This is a genomic window from Streptomyces sp. NBC_01233 (assembly GCF_035989305.1).
Lineage (GTDB): Bacteria > Actinomycetota > Actinomycetes > Streptomycetales > Streptomycetaceae > Streptomyces.
In genome coordinates this window covers 6,775,718-6,794,537 of record NZ_CP108514.1, presented here as the reverse complement: position 1 = coordinate 6,794,537, position 18,820 = coordinate 6,775,718, and the positions used below count along the sequence as shown (strand labels likewise).

The following is an 18,820-nucleotide window of genomic DNA, read 5'->3' as shown; positions in this document are numbered from 1 at the left end:
TCTGCGCTCCGCCCGTGACGGACGTTTGCCCAGGTCCGGGACGTTGTCAGTGGCCGGGTGCACGATGGGGGCATGGCAGGCGCTGCGCTCGACTCGTTCTCCCCCGCGACCCGCTCGTGGTTCACGGGGGCCTTCCGTACGCCCACCACCGCTCAGGAGGGTGCCTGGCGGGCGATCGGGGAGGGCTCGGACGTGCTGGTCGTGGCTCCGACCGGCTCCGGCAAGACCCTGGCCGCGTTCCTCGCCGCCCTCGACCGGCTCGCCTCGACCCCGCCGCCCGCCGAGTCGAAGAAGCGCTGCCGCGTCCTGTACGTGTCACCCCTGAAGGCCCTGGCCGTCGACGTGGAGCGCAATCTCCGCAGCCCGCTGACCGGGATCCGTCAGGAGTCCGTCCGCCTCGGCCTGCCCGAGCCGGACATCCGGGTCGGGATCCGCTCCGGCGACACCCCGCCCGCCGAGCGGCGGGCGCTGGCCACCCGCCCGCCGGACATCCTGATCACCACCCCCGAGTCGCTGTTCCTGATGCTGACCTCGGCCGCCCGGGACGCCCTCGCCGGGATCGAGACCGTGATCCTGGACGAGGTGCACGCGGTCGCCGGGACCAAGCGCGGCGCCCACCTCGCCCTCTCCCTGGAGCGGCTGGACGAGCTGCTGCCGCGCCCGGCGCGCCGGATCGGGCTGTCGGCGACGGTCCGGCCGGTGGACGAGGTGGCCCGGTACCTCGCGCCGCGCGGCAAGGTGGAGATCGTCCAGCCGCCCTCCGCCAAGGAGTTCGACCTGTCGGTGGTCGTCCCGGTGCAGGACATGGGCGAGTTGGGGGGATCTCCGGCGACCGAGGGCAGGGAGGGCGGGGACAAGCCGTCGATCTGGCCCCATGTGGAGGAGCGGATCGCGGACCTGGTGCAGGCCCACCGCTCGACGATCGTCTTCGCCAACTCCCGCCGCCTCGCCGAGCGTCTGTGCAACCGGCTCAACGAGATCGCGTACGAGCGCGCGATGGGCGAGCGGCTGCCGGAGGGTTCGCCCCCGGCCGAGATCATGGCCCAGTCGGGCGCCGCCCTGGGCGCCCCGCCCCTGCTGGCCCGCGCGCACCACGGCTCGGTCTCCAAGGAGCAGCGGGCGATCGTGGAGGAGGACCTGAAGGCGGGAAGGCTGCCGGCCGTCGTCGCCACCTCCAGCCTGGAGCTGGGCATCGACATGGGCTCGGTGGACCTGGTGGTGCAGGTGGAGTCCCCGCCGTCGGTGGCGTCCGGGCTCCAGCGGGTGGGCCGGGCCGGCCACCAGGTGGGCGCGGTCTCCACCGGGGTGGTCTTCCCCAAGTACCGCGGCGACCTGGTGCAGGCGGCCGTGGTCACCGAGCGGATGCGCACGGGGGCGATCGAGTCCCTCCGTGTCCCCTCCAACCCCCTGGACGTACTGGCGCAGCAGCTGGTCGCGATGGTCGCGATGGACACCTGGCAACTGGACGACCTGCTCGCCCTGGTGCGGCGGGCGGCGCCCTTCGCCGCGCTGCCGGAGTCGGCGTTCACCGCGGTGCTGGACATGCTGGCGGGCCGCTATCCGTCGGACGCGTTCGCCGAGCTGAGACCGCGCGTGGTCTGGGACCGGGTGGCGGGGACGATCACCGGGCGGCCGGGGGCCCAGCGCCTCGCGGTGACCTCAGGCGGCACGATCCCGGACCGCGGTCTCTTCGGCGTCTTCCTGGCCGGCTCGGACCCGAAGAAGGGCGGCGGCCGGGTCGGCGAGCTCGATGAGGAGATGGTCTACGAGTCCCGCGTCGGGGACGTCTTCACGCTGGGCACGACCTCGTGGCGGATCGAGGACATCACCCGCGACCGCGTCCTGGTCACCCCGGCCCCCGGGGTGCCGGGCCGGCTGCCGTTCTGGAAGGGCGACCAGCTCGGCCGCCCGCTCGAACTGGGCCGCGCGGTCGGCGCGTTCCTCCGCGAGCTCGGCGGCCTCACCGACGAGGACGCCCGGCTGCGGCTGCTGGCCGCCGGCCTGGACGCCTGGGCCGCGGAGAACGTGCTGGCCTACCTCGCGGAACAGCGTGAGGCCTGCGGCCACGTCCCGGACGACCGGACCATCGTGGTGGAGCGCTTCCGCGACGAGCTGGGCGACTGGCGGGTCGTGGTCCACTCCCCCTTCGGCGCCCAGGTGCACGCCCCGTGGGCGCTCGCGCTGGGCGCCCGCCTCGCCGAGAAGTACGGCATGGACGCGCAGGTGATGCATGCCGACGACGGCATCGTGCTCCGCCTCCCGGACGCGGACCTGCTGTCCATGGACCTGCTGGACCACGACCCCGCGGCTCCGCAGCCGTTCGAGTTCGACGACGAACAGGCCCCGCTGGGCGCGGCCGACGTCGCCTTCGACCACGGCGACATCAACCAGATCGTCACCGACCAGGTCGGCGGCTCCGCGCTCTTCGCCTCCCGCTTCCGCGAGTGCGCGGCCCGCGCCCTGCTGCTGCCGCGGCGCAGTCCGGGCAAGCGCACCCCGCTGTGGCAGCAGCGCCAGCGTGCCTCCCAGCTGCTCCAGGTGGCCTCGGAGTTCGGTTCCTTCCCGATCGTGCTGGAAGCCGTACGCGAGTGCCTCCAGGACGTCTTCGACGTGCCCGGCCTGACCGAGCTGATGGGGGACATCGAGGCGCGCCGCGTGCGACTGGTCGAGGTCACCACCCCGGAGCCCTCCCCCTTCGCCCGTTCCCTCCTCTTCGGGTACGTCGCCCAGTTCCTCTACGAGGGCGACTCGCCGCTCGCCGAGCGCAGGGCGGCTGCGCTGTCGCTGGACTCCCGGCTGCTGGCCGAGCTGCTCGGCCAGGCGGAGCTGCGCGAGCTCCTCGACGCGCAGGTGCTGGAGGATCTGGAGCGGGAGCTCCAGTGGCTGACCGAGGACCGGCGGGCCAAGGATCCCGAGTCGGTGGCCGACCTGCTGCGCATGCTGGGCCCGCTGACGCAGGACGAGCTGACCGAGCGCGGGGCGGAACCGTCCTGGGCACACGAGCTTGCCGAGGCCCGCCGCGCCATCCGGGTCCGGATCGGCGGCGCGGACCACTGGGCGGCGATCGAGGACGCGGGCCGGCTGCGGGACGCGCTGGGCACGGCGCTCCCCGTCGGCGTTCCGGAGGCCTTCACCGAGCCGGTCAAGGACCCGCTCGGTGACCTGCTGGCCCGGTACGCGCGCACCCACGGGCCGTTCACCACGGCCGCCGTCGCCACCCGCTTCGGGCTGGGCACCGCGGTGACCGAGGGCGCGCTGCACCGGCTGGCGGCGGCCGGCCGGGTGGTCCAGGGCGAGTTCCACCCGGCGGGCATCGGCCAGGAATGGTGCGACGCGACGGTGCTGCGCCGGCTGCGCCGCCGCTCCCTCGCCGCGCTCCGCCAGGAGCTGGAGCCCGTGCCGCCGACCTCGCTGGCCACGTTCCTGCCCCAGTGGCAGCACCTGGGCGGAGCCCTGCGCGGCCTCGACGGACTGGCCCGGGCGGTCGAGCAGCTCCAGGGCGCCCCGGTCCCGGCCTCGGCGCTGGAACGGCTGATCCTCCCGTCGCGGGTGGCGGGCTACTCCCCCGGCCTCCTGGACGAGCTGACCACTGCCGGAGAGGTGGTCTGGGCGGGCGCGGGAGCCCTCCCGGGCAAGGACGGCTGGATCTCCCTGTACCTGGCGGACGCGGCCCCCCTGCTCCTGCCCCCGCCGCACCCGCTGGATCCGAGCCCGCTCCACCAGGCGGTCCTGGCCGCCCTGACCGGCGGGTACGGCCTGTTCTTCCGCCAGATCGCGCAGTCGATCCGCGCCGACTTCCCCGAGGTCTCCGACGTCGCCCTTTCCGAGGCGGTGTGGGACCTGGCCTGGTCGGGCCGGCTCACCAACGACACCCTGGCCCCGCTGCGCTCGCTGCTGGGGTCGGGCCGCACGGCGGGCGCGACGGCCCACCGGGCCCGGCGCACGGTCCCCCGCGGCCGGTACGGCACGCTCAGCGCGACCGTGTCCCGTACCGGCCCGCCCACGGTCTCCGGGCGCTGGTCGCTGCTGCCGTCCCAGGCCCCCGACCCGACCCACCGGGCCCACGCCCTGGCCCGCACCCTGCTGGACCGGCACGGCGTGGTCACCAGGGGCGCGGTGGCGGCGGAGGGCGTCGAAGGGGGCTTCAGCGCGGTGTACCGCGTCCTGTCGGCCTTCGAGGACAGCGGCCAGGCCCGTCGGGGCTATGTGGTCGAGGGACTGGGCGCGGCCCAGTTCGCGATGGACGGCGCGGTGGACCGCCTCCGTGCCGCGGAGCGGACCCCGCCCCCGCTGGCGGCGGTGGTCCTCGCGGCCGCCGACCCGGCGAACGCGTACGGCGCGGCCCTGCCCTGGCCCGAGCCCCCGGCCGGCGCCACCCACAAACCGGGCCGCAAGGCCGGCTCCCTCGTGGTCCTGGTGGACGGCGAGCTCACCCTGTACCTGGAGCGCGGCGGCAAGACCCTGCTGGCCTGGCCCCCGCCGGAGGATCCCCGCCTCGCGGCTGCCACGGCCGCCCTGGCCGCGGCCTCGCGCGCGGGCACCCTCCCGGCCCTCACGGTGGAACGCATCAACGCGGCCGCGGCGCTGACCTCCCCCCTGGGCCGGGCCCTGGAGGCGGCCGGATTCCACGCCACCCCGAGGGGTTTGCGCTTGCGTTCCTGACGACTGCAAACCGGCGCCGACTGTTCCGCTCACGTCCTGGACATGTCACAGAACTGTTGTGGGCCGCCCCCTGGGCTGGCACAGCCGCTTACTCATCCTTTATCAAGATGATCACAGGCATTGCATTGGCGATGCACAGTCATGGGGGAGTAGAAGAGTGAGCACCATCAGCATGCGTACCACCACCCTCGGCGCGGTCGTTCTGGCGGTCGCCGGCACCCTGGCCCTGACCGGATGCAAGAACGGCAACGAGGAGCTGGCCCCCGCGCAGCCGAGTGATTCCGCCTCGTCCGCCTCGCCGGCCGCCCCGTCCGAAGCACCCAGCCCCAGCGCCACCGCCCCCACCACAGGCGGCAGCGAGGCCCCCGCCGGGGCGAACGGCACGGCGAAGTCCGGCCAGACCTTCAAGATCGGCGAGGCCGCGGAGATCCCGTTCAGCTACGGAAGCAACAAGGGCGGCCAGATCGCCCTCACGGTCACCGCGATCGAGCAGGGCAACCCCGCCGACCTGGACGCGCTCAAGCTCGGCGACAAAGTGAAGGGGATGATCCCGTACTACATCCGCTACTCGGTCAAGAACACCGGCACCACGGACCTGTCGCACTCCTCCGTGACCCAGGTCAAGGGCCTGCTCGGGGACGGCACCGAGGCACAGCGCGTATCGATCATAGGCAAGTTCGAGAAGTGCCCGAACGAGTCGCTGCCGAAGGGCTTCGTCAACGGCCAGACGCAGACCAGCTGCGCGGTGGCCCTCGCCCCGTCGGCTCAGAGGCTGTCGGGTGGCCGGTTGATTACGCTGCGATGAGGTCTTCGACGGTCGTGGTTCGGGCAGCCTTGCGGTGGGATTCATGGCTCCACCGCGATGGCTGCCCGGCGAGCCGGACCAGCATCAGGCGGATCATCGCTACTTTGATCATGGCCTCGGAGGTCGCGGTCAGCCGTTCGTAGTCGCGGGCCAGCCGGCGGTTTCGGACCAGCCAGCCGAAACTTCGCTCCACCACCCAGCGACGGGGCAGGACCTTGAAGCCCTTGACGTCGTCGGTCCGCTTCACGATCTCGACGACGATGTCCAGCGCATCCCTGGCCCATGAAAGCAGTGTGGAGTCAACGGAGTTGGCGTATCCGCCGTCGGCCCACACCAGGCTGGCCGTGCGGAAGCCGGCGGCGAGCCGGGCCAGGACGGTGCGGCCTCCGGCCCGGTCCTGCACGGACGCGGAGGTGACGGCGACGACCAGCAGCAGGCCCATCGTGTCAACGATCACGTGTCTCTTCCGCCCTGTCGTCCGCTTGCCCGCATCGAACCCGCGCGCCTCGCCGCCCTCGCTGGTCTTGATCGACTGGGCGTCGATCACGGCGGCCGACGGCTCGGGATCGCGTCCGGCCCCGATCCGGACCTGGCGGCGGAGCTCGTCGTGGATGCGGTCCCAGGTCCCGTCCCGGCGCCACTTGGTGAACCAGCGGTGGGCCGCGTCCCAGGGCATCAGGTCGCGCGGGAGCATCCGCCACTGGCAGCCCGAGCGCAGTACGTAGAAGACCGAGTCGAGCACCAACCGGTCTCCGTACTTGCGCACCCCGCCACCTTTTCGCAGGTCACGCGCGGGAAGGAGCGGCTGGATGATCTCCCACATCTCATCGGTCAGGCTGGACGGATAGCATGGGCCGCTGACGGCCTCGGAGTTGTCGCACTGGCACACACCACGTGATCATTCCGGGGCCGTCGCCATGCCCGGAGGGCAGATCGCGACCGTCACGCTTCACGCATGATCAGCCAACCGACAGGCTCTTAGAAGTCCTTGAACTCCACCGGGCCCCGGTCCATCGCCACCACGCCGTCGGCGTAGAGCATCGGACGGCTCTCCGAGCTGCGGCGGCTGTACTTCTCGACCTGGCTGATCCGCACTCCGTGCGGGTTGGTGAAGTCGACGAGGGCGATGGCCACCCAGTAGGCATACTCGTTCTTCGAGAACAGCGGCGCCACGACCGTCGATCCGCGCCCGTCGCTCACCACCGCCTTCGCGCCGAAGCTCTTGAAGCTGCCGGTGCCGTTACCCACCGCGCTGTACGCGCAGATCAGTACGTAGCCGTGCGCGTCGGGGCGCTGGATGCGGACCGTCTCGCAGCCCGGCTCCTGCGCGTCCCCTTCGAGGGCGATGTAGGGCGCCGCGTCGAGCGTGCCGAGGTTGTTCCAGTACACGGCGCCGGCCGCCGGGTCCTCCTCGCTCGCCTCGTCCGCCTCGTACCGCTCGTCCTTGCCGAGCTTCGGGCGCACCTGCTGGGCCGGGGCGAACAGGGCGTACAGGTCGAGGTCGGCGGCGCCTTCGGCGCGTGTGCCGCCGTCCCACTCCAGGGTCGCGGTGACCACCGCGCCGGAGTCGCTCTTGTCGAGGGAGATCGTCGCCGCCCCGTGCTTGGTCAGCTCCACCTTGCCGAGCGCCACCCCCGGTATGGCGGCGGGTGCGGCCAGAGGTGCGGCGGGTGCCGGTACGGCCGCGGGCGCGGGCGCCTCATCGGCGTCCTCCTCCACCGTGATGCCGAAGTCGGTGGCCAGCCCCGCGAGGCCGGTCGCGTAGCCCTGGCCCACCGCCCGCAGCTTCCAGCCGCCCGCGCGCCGGTACAGCTCGACGAGCAGCAGCACCGTCTCACCGTTCGTCAGCGGCGGCGGGGTGAACCGCGCGTCCTGGCCCCCGCACACCACCGAGACCGCCGGGGTCGAGGCGGTGTCGAAGGCCGCGCCGGGCTGGTCCACGTCGATGCTCGCCACACAGACCACCGTCTCGATCCCCGCCGGGATCCGCTCCAGGTCCGCCTCCACCACCGCGCCAGCCACCCGTAGGCCGTCCTGCTCCGGGTGATTGAAGAAGACCAGGTCGGAGTCGTCGCGCACCTTGCCGTCCGCCGTGAGCAGCAGCGCGGAGACGTCCACGGCCGCCGTGGTCCGTACGGTCACGGTGACCGCTCCGCCGGGGAGGGGGCAGTTGCCGCCCTTGCCGAGTGTCACAGGTGTCACTGCCACAGTTCCCACCCCGATCATCGAAGTTCTCCGTTCAACTTCCAGATTCTGCACGAGGACCGCCGCACGCGCATGCGGAGCCCTCACATCCAGGTTGTCAGTGGGGCTCGCGAGTCTCCCGACATGGGCCTGCTGCTGGTCGTCGCCGTCACCTCCGCGTCCGTGCAGGACCGGGCCGGAGGCCGCACCGTCCTGGCCCGGCTCGCCGCCGGCTTCCGCACGGCCAGCCTGGTGTGGGCCGACGGCGGATACGCCAACTCCGTTGACTCCACACTGCTTTCATGGGCCAGGGATGCGCTGGACATCGTCGTCGAGATCGTGAAGCGGACCGACGACGTCAAGGGCTTCAAGGTCCTGCCCCGTCGCTGGGTGGTGGAGCGAAGTTTCGGCTGGCTGGTCCGAAACCGCCGGCTGGCCCGCGACTACGAACGGCTGACCGCGACCTCCGAGGCCATGATCAAAGTAGCGATGATCCGCCTGATGCTGGTCCGGCTCGCCGGGCAGCCATCGCGGTGGAGCCATGAATCCCACCGCAAGGCCGCCCGAACCACGACCGTCGAAGACCTCATCGCAGCGTAATCAACCGGCCACCCGACAGCCTCTCAGACGAAGGTCACCGCAGCCGAGTACTGGGGCAACCCCTACAACTATCCGAACAAGGGTCTCGTCTGGAAGTGATGAGCGGCCTCTCCGGCCCCTCCGGCCTCTCCGGCCTCTCCGGCCCCTCCGGCCCCTCCGGCCCCTCGGACCCCTCCTGCATCACAGAGCCCCTGCGGCCACACCTCGCCGCAGGGGCTCGCCCCGTTCGCCCGGCCCGGCGGGCCCCCGGACCTCCCGGAACCCGGCCCTCGCAGGCCGCGGCGGGCGACAATGGCCCCATGCCCGAAGGCGACAGCATCCGGCGCGCGGCGACCCGTCTCCACGCCGCCCTGGCAGGCCGCGAACTCACCCGCAGCGACCTCCGCGTCCCCCGTTTCGCCACCGCCGACCTCACCGGCCGCGTCACCCTCGACGTCACCCCCCGCGGCAAGCACCTCCTCACCCGCTTCGAGGGCGGCCTCACCCTGCACAGCCACCTCCGCATGGACGGTGCCTGGCACGTCTTCGCAGCCGGCGAGAAGTGGCGCGGCGGCCCCGCCCACGAGATCCGGGCCGTCCTCGGCACCGCCGAGCACACCGCCGTCGGCTACCGCCTCCCCGTTCTGGAACTGCTCCGCACCGCCGACGAGGACAGGGCCGTGGGTCATCTCGGCCCCGATCTCCTCGGCCCGGACTGGGATCCCGCGCGAGCCGCCGCCAACCTGCTCGCCGCCCCCGAGCGCCCCCTCGGCGAGGCCCTGCTCGACCAGCGCAACCTCGCCGGTATCGGCAACATCTACAAGGCCGAGCTCTGCTTCCTGGCCGGGGTCACCCCGTGGACACCGGTCGGCGCGCTCCCCGAGGCCACCCTGCCGCGCCTGGCCGCCGCCGCCCACCGGCTGCTGTCCGCGAACACCGGCGAGCGGCCGGGCCCCCGCAACACCACCGGCAGCCGCCGCCCCGGCCAGAACCTCTTCGTCTACGGCCGCTCCCACCGGCCGTGCCTGCGCTGCGGCACCCCCGTCCGCGAAGCCCCCCAGGACGACCGCCCCACGTACTGGTGCCCCCGCTGCCAGCCGGGCCCGACTCCGTAGACGGCGTCCAGGCGGCAGGACGCACCGGTTGACGCTCCGTCAGATCCGGTCGTACCGTCCCGGCATGCCCACACCCACAGCCTCGTACGACCTCACCGGCCGCACCGCCCTGGTCACCGGCGCGGCCAGCGGCATCGGCCGCGCCACCGCCGTCCTCCTCGCCGAGGCGGGCGCGCACGTCCACTGCGCGGACCGCGACGAGCAGGGCCTCGCCGAGACGGCTGCCCTCGTCACCAAGGCCGGCGGCGCCGCCACCGTCCATCCCCTCGACGTCACCGACCAGGTGGCGCTCCGGGCGGCCGTCTCCGCGGCGGGCCCGCTCGACATCACGGCCGCCATCGCCGGGGTCATGCACATCAGCAGCGTCCTGGAGACGACCGACGAGGACCTCGACCGGGTCCTGGACGTCAATTTCAAGGGGGTGCTGCGCACCTGCCAGGAAGCCGCCCGCAGCATGATCGCGGCGGGCCGTCCCGGCTCCATCGTCACCATGGCCTCCGGGGCCGTGGACGCCGCCCAGCCCGGCCTGCTCTGCTACAGCGCCGCCAAGGCCGCCGTGGTGCAGCTGACCAAGACCCTCGCCACCGAGGCCGGCCCGCACGGCATACGGGTCAACGCCGTCGCCCCCGGCTGGATCCGCACCCCGATGACCGGCCGCCACGGCCCCGAGGTCCAGGAACGGACCGAGGCGGCGATGGTCCGCATGTCCCCCCTGCGCCGGGTCGGCGAGCCCGAGGACATCGCCCAGGCGGTGCTCTACCTGGCCTCGGACGCCTCGTCCTTCATGACGGGTCAGATCCTTCGCCCGAACGGCGGAGTGTCGATGCCCTGGTGACTCCGGAACCTCCGACGGCCCCCGCACCTCCGGCACCCTCCGCACCCCCGCCGCCGGCATCCACCGACCGCCGCGCCTTCCGCACCGGGCCCGGTACGCAGTGCACCGGCAGCAGCCCCAGCCCCCAGCCGCCCACCGCCACCGCGCCCTCCACGGCCCCGGACTCCTCGGGCGCCAGCACCAGCCGCAGCACGGCCCACCACCACAGGACCCCCACCGTCAGCGCGAGGGCCGACGCCGCAGGTACGTGCAGTAACCGCCGCACGGCTACCTCCCTGGGGGTGCCCCCGGACGGAGTCTGGGGGAGGGCCGGGACCCGGACGGCCCCATCCTCCCGCACCACCCCCGGGACCGCACCCAGAACGGCCCGGAGCCCCGGCCGGTGCTTCACGCACCGGCCGGGGCTCCGGCCACGCTCAAACGCTCACGTGCTCGCTCACGCGGCTACGACATTCACCGCTTCCGCAGGCGCCTTGATGGTCACCCGCTCCGGTCCACCCGTGACCGAAGCCATGGAGACCGAATTGAGCATCGGGCGGACCGGCACACTCACCGGTTCGCTTGCCGCGGCCGACTGTGCCAGCTCGGCCAGCGACAGTTCATCGCTGACTTCGCGCATCAGCTCGGACATCCGTACGTCCAACGCGTCGCAGATCGCGGAGAGCAGCTCGGAGGATGCCTCCTTCTGCCCCCGCTCCACCTCGGAGAGATAGCCGAGCGAAACTCGGGCCGACGAGGAGACTTCGCGCAGAGTACGGCCCTGGCGCTGGCGCTGCCGACGCAGCACGTCACCCAGCAGGCGACGGAGCAGAATCATCGGTGGCTCCCTCCTCTGACCGTGTAGCCGCATCCTTCACGCCCCACCGTACCGCCTCGCGCCGCGGCCGTGCGGGGAGCGATGTCGTGTTCACTCAGGGCTGCAAACATCAAATCCCCCCGTTCTGTTCCGTATCCTGCCTCCGCGCATTCTCACGGAGTTGGCCTGAGAGAAGCTCGAGCACTGTGCGTGCACTCTCCCTACGGATTTCCGCACGGGAGCCGTTCAACCTCAGCCGGACCGTTTTCCTGCTCCCCGGACCGTCCACCGCGACGAAGACGGTGCCCACAGGCTGCCCGTCCTGCGGCTGCGGACCGGCCACCCCGGTGGTCGCAATTCCCCACGAAGCGCCCATCACCCGCCGCACCCCGGCTGCCATCTCCGCCGCGACCTGCGCGTTCACCGCGCCCTCGGCCGCGAGCAGTCCCGCGTCCACCCCGAGGACCAGGTGCTTGATCTCCGTGGCGTACGCCGTGACCGATCCGCGGAAGGACAGCGAGGCGCCGGGAACCGCGGTGAGCTCGGCGGCCACCATGCCGCCGGTGAGCGATTCGGCCACGGCGAGCGACTGGTCACTTTCCGTGAGCAGGCGCAGCACCTCCGCGGCCGTCTCGAACACATGATCGACCGCTCCGACCCCGCCGTCCGCCTCTGCTCCGCCTCCGGTCACCGGAAGGATTCCCCCAGGCCGTTGGTCACTGCGCGGCCCGCTCCGCCGCGATCCCCTGCCGGCGCAGCACGACGGCCTGCCGGATGTAGTCCAAACCGGTGACGACGGTCAGCACGACGGCGATCGCCATCACCCAGAAGCGCATGGTCGCCAGCGCCCCGGTCAGCGCGAGTACGTACATGCCCACGGCCGTGCCCTGGGCCAGGGTCTTCAGCTTGCCGCCGCGGCTGGCCGGAATCACTCCGTAGCGGATGACCCAGAAGCGCAGGAGCGTGATCCCGAGCTCCCGCCCGAGGATCACCCCGGTCACCCACCACGGGAGGTCACCGAGCCAGGAGAGACAGATCAGCGCCGATCCCATGATCGCCTTGTCGGCGATGGGGTCGGCGATCTTGCCGAAGTCCGTGACCAGGTTGTACGTCCGGGCCAGGTGCCCGTCGAAGATGTCCGTGATCATGGCGACGGCGAACGCCGCCCAGGCCCAGGCGCGCCAGGCCGGGTCGTAGCCGCCCTCGGCGAGCAGCAGGAAGACGAATCCCGGCACCAGGACGAGCCGGATCATCGTCAGGATGTTGGCGATGTTCCACAGGCTGGCCTGATTGACCGCCGCGGCCCCCAGCTTCGCGCCGGGTACGGGCCGGCCGGTCCCGCCCGCCGCAGATGCCGGGACTCCGGTCATCCGGCCGCCTCCTCAAGATCCATGCCCAGGGGCTCCGCCACCAGGTCCACACCCAGGGTGCCGACCACCTTGGCCGTGACGATACGTCCGGGGACCAGGCCTGTGCTGTCCGTGAAGACGACCTGGCCGTCGGTCTCGGGGGCCTGGTGGGCGGCGCGCCCGTAGGCGCCGTCGCCGTCCTCGTCCACCGCCTCCACGGACTCGACGAGTACCTCCAGGGTCTCCCCGATCCGCTCCTCCGCGCGCTGCGAGGTGAGCTCCTCGGCGAGCCGCTGCATGTGCGCGAGCCGCTCGGCGATGGTGTCCTCGTCCAGCTTGTGGTCGTAGGTGACGGCCTCGGTGCCGTCCTCGTCCGAGTAGCCGAAGACGCCGATGGCGTCCAGCCGCGCGTGGGTGAGGAAACGCTCCAGCTCGGCGAAGTCCGACTCCTTCTCGCCGGGGAAGCCGACGATGAAGTTGGACCGCACACCGGCCTGCGGGGCCTTGCTGCGGATGGTGTCCAGCAGTTCCAGGAACCGGTCGGTGTCACCGAAGCGGCGCATGGCGCGCAGCACGTCGGGGGCCGAGTGCTGGAAGGACAGGTCGAAGTACGGCACGACCTTGGGGGTCGAGGTGAGCACGTCGATCAGGCCCGGCCGCATCTCGGCGGGCTGCAGGTAGCTCACGCGGACGCGCTCGATGCCGTCCACCGCGGCCAGCTCCGGGAGCAGGCTCTCCAGCAGCCGGATGTCGCCGAGGTCCTTGCCGTACGAGGTGTTGTTCTCGGAGACCAGCATGACCTCCTTGACGCCCTGCTCGGCGAGCCAGCGGGTCTCGCCCAGCACGTCGCTGGGGCGGCGGGAGATGAAGGATCCGCGGAAGGACGGGATGGCGCAGAAGGAGCAGCGCCGGTCGCAGCCGGAGGCCAGCTTCACCGAGGCCACGGGGCTCTTGTCCAGGCGGCGGCGCAGGGGCGCGCGCGGCCCGGAGGCGGGTGCGAGTCCGGTGGGCAGGTCGGCGGGGGCCTCGGCCGGCTCCTGGGCGTGGCCGGGGAGGGCCACCTCGGCGCTCTGGCGTTCCGCCGGGCTGATCGGCAGCAGCTTGCGCCGGTCGCGCGGGGTGTGGGCCTCCACGCTGCCACCGTTCAGGATGGTCTGGAGGCGGTTGGAGATGTCGGCGTAGTCGTCGAAACCGAGGACTCCGTCGGCTTCCGGCAGGGCTTCGGCGAGCTCCTTGCCGTAGCGCTCGGCCATGCAGCCGACGGCGACGACCGCCTGGGTCTTGCCGTGATCCTTGAGATCGTTGGCTTCCAGGAGGGCGTCTACGGAGTCCTTCTTGGCGGCTTCGACGAAGCCACAGGTGTTGACGACGGCTACGTCCGCGTCGGCGGCGTCCTCGACGAGCTCCCAGCCATCCGCCGCCAAGCGGCCTGCGAGCTCCTCCGAGTCCACCTCGTTACGGGCGCAGCCAAGAGTGACAAGGGCGACGGTACGGCGTTCGGGCATGGACTCAAGACTACTTCGTCCCGGCGTCGGCCCCAGCCGCAAGTCCCCGTACAGCAAGATCCCCGGGGTGCGGCGCAGCACCCCGGGGATCCGGATTTCCCTGTTCCGCCTGGGGGCGGCCTCTGCTCAGCCCGCCTGGGGCTGATCCTGAAGAGGGTCCGCCTTGGTGTATGTGAGACGTTCCACCTGACCCGGCTGGAAGTCGTCCTTGATCTCCTTGCCGTTCACGAAGAGCTTCACGGCCCCGGCGTCGCCGAGCACGAGGTCGACGGACTCCTTGTCCGTGAAGGTCTTGGACTCACCCTGCGTGAGGGTGCCGTCGAAGAGCAGACGGCCGGTGGAGTCCTTGGCGGAGATCCAGCTCTCGCCCGTGTCGGCCGTCAGGACGACGGTGACGAGGTCCTTGGGCGCGGCGGCGATCGCGCTGTCCGAGGGTTCCGGCTTGGGCGCGGCAGGGGTCTGCTGGGGCTGCGCGGCCGGCTTGCCCCCGGTCTGCTTGGGAGCCGCGGGCTTCGGGGTGGCGGAACCTTCCGCCACCGGCCGCTTGTCCTTCTCGTCGCCGCCGCTGAAGGCGGTGAAGCCCACGAAGCCGATCACGGCGACGATGGCGGCGACCATGGCCGCGGTCCAGTTGGGCCGCTGCCGTTCGGGACGGATGCGCTCGGCATCGAACATCGGCGCGGCGGGCGTGGGTGCCGGCCGGCCGCCGTGGGCCGCGTCGTAGCTCTCGACCAGGGGTACCGGGTCGAGGTCGACGGCGCGGGCGAGCGTACGGATGTGACCGCGGGCGTACACGTCGCCGCCGCACCGCGTGAAGTCGTCCTCTTCGATCGCGTGCACGATCGGAATGCGCACGCGGGTGATGGAACTGACCTCGTCGACGGTGAGCCCGGCGGCGATGCGGGCCTTCTTGAGGGCGGTCCCGATGGACGGGGTCTCGACAGGTCGTTCGACGATGCGGTCCTCGGACCGGTCGTCGGTCGAAGGCCGCTCTTCTTCTGGGGAGTTGGCGTTGCCGATGGACACGTGGGCGCCTTTCGAGCGTGTAGCCACCTGCTGGATGTCCAGTCTAGGGGGGTGACGAAAGGGTGGAGCAACCGGAGGGTGCACTTCATACGCCATACGAATGGCGAAGGGAGGCCCGCTCCGGCGTGGCGGACCGACGCCGTACGCGAGGTCGTGCGCGGTGCCACTACCTCCCTTCAACTGGACGTGGGCCCAAGGGAAACGGTTGCTCGCGAATTGGTTACGGATGGGCCTCGCCGCGGATGACGGCGAGCACGTCGTCCAGCTCGTCGGCCTTCAGCAGGACGTCGCGCGCCTTCGAACCCTCGCTCGGGCCGACGATCCCCCGCGATTCCATGAGGTCCATCAGCCGCCCGGCCTTGGCGAAGCCCACCCGCAGCTTGCGCTGGAGCATCGAGGTGGAGCCGAACTGCGTGGTGACCACCAGCTCCGCCGCCTGGCACAGCAGGTCCAGGTCGTCGCCGATGTCCTCGTCGATCTCCTTCTTCTGCTTCTGCCCGACGGTGACGTCGTCCCGGAAGACGGGCGCCATCTGGTCCTTGCAGTGCTGGACGATCCCGGCGATCTCGTCCTCGGTGACGAAGGCCCCCTGGAGACGGACCGGCTTGTTCGCCCCCATCGGCAGGAACAGCCCGTCACCCTTGCCGATGAGCTTCTCGGCGCCCGGCTGGTCGAGGATGACCCGGCTGTCGGCGAGCGAGGAGGTGGCGAAGGCGAGGCGCGAGGGCACGTTCGCCTTGATCAGGCCGGTGACCACGTCCACCGAGGGCCGCTGGGTGGCGAGCACCAGGTGAATGCCGGCCGCGCGGGCCAGCTGGGTGATCCGGACGATCGAGTCCTCGACGTCGCGCGGGGCCACCATCATCAGGTCGGCCAGCTCGTCGACGATCACGAGCAGGTACGGGTACGGGCTGAGCTCCCGCTCGCTGCCCGGCGGCAGTTTGATCTTGCCGTCCCGGATGGCCTGGTTGAAGTCGTCGATGTGCCGGTAGCCGAAGGCGGCCAGGTCGTCGTAGCGCAGGTCCATCTCGCGCACGACCCACTGCAGGGCCTCGGCGGCCCGCTTGGGGTTGGTGATGATCGGCGTGATCAGGTGCGGGATGCCCTCGTACGCCGTCAGCTCCACCCGCTTGGGGTCCACGAGCACCATCCGGACGTCCTCCGGGGTCGCCCGGACCATGACGGAGGTGATCAGGCAGTTGATGCAGGAGGACTTTCCGGAACCGGTGGCGCCGGCCACGAGCACGTGCGGCATCTTGGCCAGGTTGGCCATGACGTAGCCGCCCTCGACGTCCTTGCCGAGCGCGACCAGCATCGGGTGGTCGTCCTCGGCCGCGTCCGCGAGGCGCAGCACGTCACCGAGGTTGACCATCTCACGGTCGGTGTTCGGGATCTCGATGCCGACCGCCGACTTGCCCGGGATCGGGCTGATGATCCGCACGTCCGGCGAGGCCACGGCGTAGGCGATGTTCTTGGTCAGCGCGGTGATCCGCTCGACCTTGACCGCGGCGCCCAGCGTGACCTCGTACCGGGTGACCGTCGGCCCCCGGGTGAAACCGGTGACGTCCGCGTCGACCTTGAACTCGGTGAACACGTTGCGCAGCGAGGCAACCACCGCGTCGTTGGCGGCACTGCGGGTCTTGCCGGGCCCGCCCTTCTCCAGCAGGTCCAGCGAGGGCAGGGCGTACGTGATGTCCCCGCGCAGTTGGAGCTGCTCGGCGCGCGGCGGCAGCGCCTGGGTCTGCGGCGGCGCCTTGGTCAGGTCGGGCACCGACAGCGTCCCGGAGGCCGCGGCGGTGGTGGCGTGCGGCTGCTCGGCGGTGGTTTCGGGAGCGGTGGGGGGCTCGGCGGCGGCGGGCGCCGCGGTGCGCTCCCCGCGGGCGGTCGGCACGGGCGCGGTGATCTCCGCGCCCTCCCGCTCGACGCTGATGCCGTGGGTGAGCTCGGCGACGAGCGGGGAGGGCGGCAGGCCGCCGTAGACCGCCCCGTCCAGCGCGGCGGCGGCCGCCGCCGCCACGTCGACGGCGTCCATCTCCCGGTCCATGGCAGGCCGGGCGGAGCTCCTGCGCGGCCGGCGCCGCCGGGCGAGCGCCTCCTCCTCGGCGGCGTCCGCCGGGTCGCCGGAGCCGGCGCCGGAGCCCGTACGGGCCCGCCACTGCTCCGCGTCGTGGCGGTCCCGCCGGTCGGCGGCGCCGCCCTCGGTCTCCCCGTACCCCTCGTCGTACTCGTTCGGGGCGATGATCCCGAGCCGGATGCCGAGCCGGCGCAGGCGCTGCGGGATCGCGTTGACCGGGGTCGCGGTGACCACCAGCAGCCCGAAGACCGTCAGCAGCACCAGCATGGGCACGGCCAGCGGCGCGCCCATGGTGAAGATCAGCGGCTTGGAGGCGCCCCAGCCGACGAGCCCGCCCGCGTTCTGCATCGCGGTGGTGCCCTCGTCCCGGCCGGGCGCCCCGCAGGCGATGTGGACCAGGCCCAGGACCCCGATGACGAGGGCGGAGAGCCCGATGCCGATGCGGCCGTTGGCGTCGGTCTGCTCGGGATGGCGGATGAAACGTACCGCCATGACGCCGAGCAGGATCGGGACGAGCAGATCCAGTCGTCCGAAGGCACCGGTGACCAGCATGGTCACCAGATCCCCGACCGGACCGCTCAGATTCGACCAGGTACCGGCGGCCACGATCAGCGCGAGGGCGAGCAGCAGCAGCGCGACGCCGTCCTTGCGGTGGGCGGGGTCGAGGTTCTTGGCCCCCTGGCCGATCCCGCGGAAGACGGCGCCGACGGCGTGCGCGCAGCCGAGCCACACGGCGCGCACCAGCCGCACCACGCCCCCCGTCGGAGACGGCGCGGGCTTGGCCGCGGCCTTCTTCGCCGGGGCGCGCTTGGCGGCCGCGGCCTTCTTCGCCGGGGGCTTGCGCGCGGGGGCCGCCTTCTTGGCCGGCGCCGTCGTACGGCCGGTGCGGCCCTTCGCGGTGCCCGCGGTGCTCTGGGAACCCTTGCCGGACGTACTTGAGGCCATGGGCCCGAGGTTACCGGTGCGCGCGCCGGTGGACACGCGTGCCCACCCCTTCACCCGTTCGTGTCGTCGGCTCCGTTGGTGCTTTGACGCACCGCCAGAGCCGACGCCCGCGCGGTCAGTTCTGCGAGGGCAGGGCCGGAGCCCCTCCGGCGGTGCCGGGCTCCAGCGCGTCGAGCGCCCGCCGCAGACCCGTGAGCTTGCGCTCCAGGTGGGCCGCGGTCGCCACCACGCCGGCGTCGGCCGAGTCCTCGCCGAGCTGCTTGGTCAGCGCCTCTGCCTGCTCCTCGACCGCCGCGAGCCGCGCGGAGAGCTCGGCCAGCAGTCCGGCCGTCTCCTTGCTGGCGTCCACGCCGTTCGAGCTGCCGCCCTCCAGCTGGAGCCGCAGCAGGGCCGCCTGCTCGCGCAGTTGGCAGTTCTTCGTGTACAGCTCCACGAAGACCGACACCTTGGCCCGCAGCACCCACGGGTCGAAGGGCTTCGAGATGTAGTCGACCGCACCCGCCGCGTAACCGCGGAACGTGTGGTGCGGACCGTGGTTGATCGCGGTGAGGAAGATGATCGGGATGTCCCGGGTCCGCTCGCGCCGCTTGATGTGCGCGGCCGTTTCGAATCCGTCCATTCCCGGCATCTGGACATCCAGCAGGATGACCGCGAAATCGTCCGTCAGCAGCGCCTTGAGCGCTTCCTCCCCCGACGACGCCCGGACCAGTGTCTGATCGAGCGCGGAGAGGATGGCCTCCAGCGCCAGCAGATTCTCCGGCCGGTCGTCGACCAGGAGGATCTTGGCCTTCTGCACCATGCCCTGTCCTCCTCGCCCCGGCATGGGGCCTCCCCGGCTCCTGGCTCCGGCCTGTGTGCCGGGCCCCGCCCCAGAGGACGGCATCCTTGCGCCGTCCGTCCTTGTGCCGGTCATCGTAGCCCCAGTCCCGAGATCGCCACACCCTG

15 protein-coding genes are annotated in these 18,820 nt (G+C 72.0%); 5 read left to right on the top strand and 10 right to left on the bottom strand.

Translation table 11 applies throughout. The annotated features are described in order from the left end of the window. Positions 1–72: 72 nt before the first annotated feature. On the top strand, positions 73–4,662 hold the full coding sequence (locus OG332_RS32375) for an ATP-dependent helicase (protein ID WP_327416763.1): 4,590 nt from the start codon (positions 73–75) through the stop codon (positions 4,660–4,662). A 157-nt stretch (positions 4,663–4,819) separates the two neighbouring features. Continuing rightward, on the top strand, positions 4,820–5,467 hold the full coding sequence (locus OG332_RS32370) for a hypothetical protein (RefSeq protein ID WP_327416762.1): 648 nt from the start codon (positions 4,820–4,822) through the stop codon (positions 5,465–5,467). On the opposite strand, the gene OG332_RS32365 is transcribed toward OG332_RS32370, so the two are convergent. Both OG332_RS32365 and OG332_RS32360 read right to left on the bottom strand, forming a co-directional pair. Continuing rightward, on the bottom strand, positions 5,454–6,356 hold the full coding sequence (locus tag OG332_RS32365; protein ID WP_442816245.1) for an IS5 family transposase: 903 nt from the start codon (positions 6,354–6,356) through the stop codon (positions 5,454–5,456). The two genes, OG332_RS32370 and OG332_RS32365, sit on opposite strands and share 14 nt — an antisense overlap. Positions 6,357–6,445: 89 nt before the next feature. Then, positions 6,446–7,669 (bottom strand): TerD family protein, encoded by a 1,224-nt coding sequence (locus OG332_RS32360; RefSeq protein WP_327416760.1) that lies wholly within the window; start codon positions 7,667–7,669, stop codon positions 6,446–6,448. A 126-nt stretch (positions 7,670–7,795) separates the two neighbouring features. On the opposite strand from OG332_RS32360, the gene OG332_RS32355 reads away from it, so the two are divergent. The 3 genes from OG332_RS32355 to OG332_RS32345 all read left to right on the top strand — a co-directional run bounded on the left by OG332_RS32355 (position 7,796) and on the right by OG332_RS32345 (position 10,180). Then, positions 7,796–8,251 (top strand): transposase, encoded by a 456-nt coding sequence (locus tag OG332_RS32355; protein ID WP_442816244.1) that lies wholly within the window; start codon positions 7,796–7,798, stop codon positions 8,249–8,251. Positions 8,252–8,550: 299 nt separating this feature from the next. Continuing rightward, positions 8,551–9,345, top strand: coding sequence for an Fpg/Nei family DNA glycosylase (locus OG332_RS32350; protein ID WP_327416759.1), 795 nt, complete (start codon positions 8,551–8,553; stop codon positions 9,343–9,345). Between the two features lie 64 nt (positions 9,346–9,409). Further along, positions 9,410–10,180: an SDR family NAD(P)-dependent oxidoreductase gene (locus tag OG332_RS32345; protein WP_327416758.1), complete on the top strand. Its 771-nt coding sequence runs from the start codon at positions 9,410–9,412 to the stop codon at positions 10,178–10,180. Here OG332_RS32345 and OG332_RS32340 read toward each other — a convergent pair. From OG332_RS32340 to OG332_RS32305, 8 genes are all read right to left on the bottom strand, one after another. Continuing rightward, a complete protein-coding gene (locus OG332_RS32340; protein ID WP_442816243.1) occupies positions 10,128–10,445 on the bottom strand; it encodes a hypothetical protein in 318 nt (105 codons plus the stop codon). The genes OG332_RS32345 and OG332_RS32340 overlap by 53 nt on opposite strands. A 171-nt stretch (positions 10,446–10,616) precedes the next feature. After that, on the bottom strand, positions 10,617–10,997 hold the full coding sequence (locus tag OG332_RS32335; RefSeq protein ID WP_030012484.1) for a helix-turn-helix domain-containing protein: 381 nt from the start codon (positions 10,995–10,997) through the stop codon (positions 10,617–10,619). Positions 10,998–11,106: 109 nt separating this feature from the next. After that, the gene (locus OG332_RS32330; protein WP_327416757.1) at positions 11,107–11,616 is read right to left on the bottom strand and encodes a CinA family protein; all 510 of its coding nucleotides are present in this window, start codon (positions 11,614–11,616) and stop codon (positions 11,107–11,109) included. Positions 11,617–11,692: 76 nt separating this feature from the next. Continuing rightward, on the bottom strand, positions 11,693–12,346 hold the full coding sequence (pgsA, locus tag OG332_RS32325) for a CDP-diacylglycerol--glycerol-3-phosphate 3-phosphatidyltransferase (protein WP_327416756.1): 654 nt from the start codon (positions 12,344–12,346) through the stop codon (positions 11,693–11,695). Further along, positions 12,343–13,830, bottom strand: a complete 1,488-nt coding sequence (rimO, locus tag OG332_RS32320) for a 30S ribosomal protein S12 methylthiotransferase RimO (RefSeq protein ID WP_327416755.1) — start codon at positions 13,828–13,830, stop codon at positions 12,343–12,345. Before rimO ends, pgsA begins: the two co-directional genes overlap by 4 nt. Positions 13,831–13,956: 126 nt before the next feature. After that, positions 13,957–14,856: a helix-turn-helix domain-containing protein gene (locus OG332_RS32315; protein WP_327416754.1), complete on the bottom strand. Its 900-nt coding sequence runs from the start codon at positions 14,854–14,856 to the stop codon at positions 13,957–13,959. 220 nt (positions 14,857–15,076) lie between these two features. Then, positions 15,077–17,875, bottom strand: a complete 2,799-nt coding sequence (locus OG332_RS32310; RefSeq protein WP_327416753.1) for an FtsK/SpoIIIE family DNA translocase — start codon at positions 17,873–17,875, stop codon at positions 15,077–15,079. A 115-nt stretch (positions 17,876–17,990) separates the two neighbouring features. Then, positions 17,991–18,674, bottom strand: coding sequence for a response regulator (locus OG332_RS32305; RefSeq protein WP_319729795.1), 684 nt, complete (start codon positions 18,672–18,674; stop codon positions 17,991–17,993). Between the last annotated feature and the right edge of the window lie 146 nt (positions 18,675–18,820).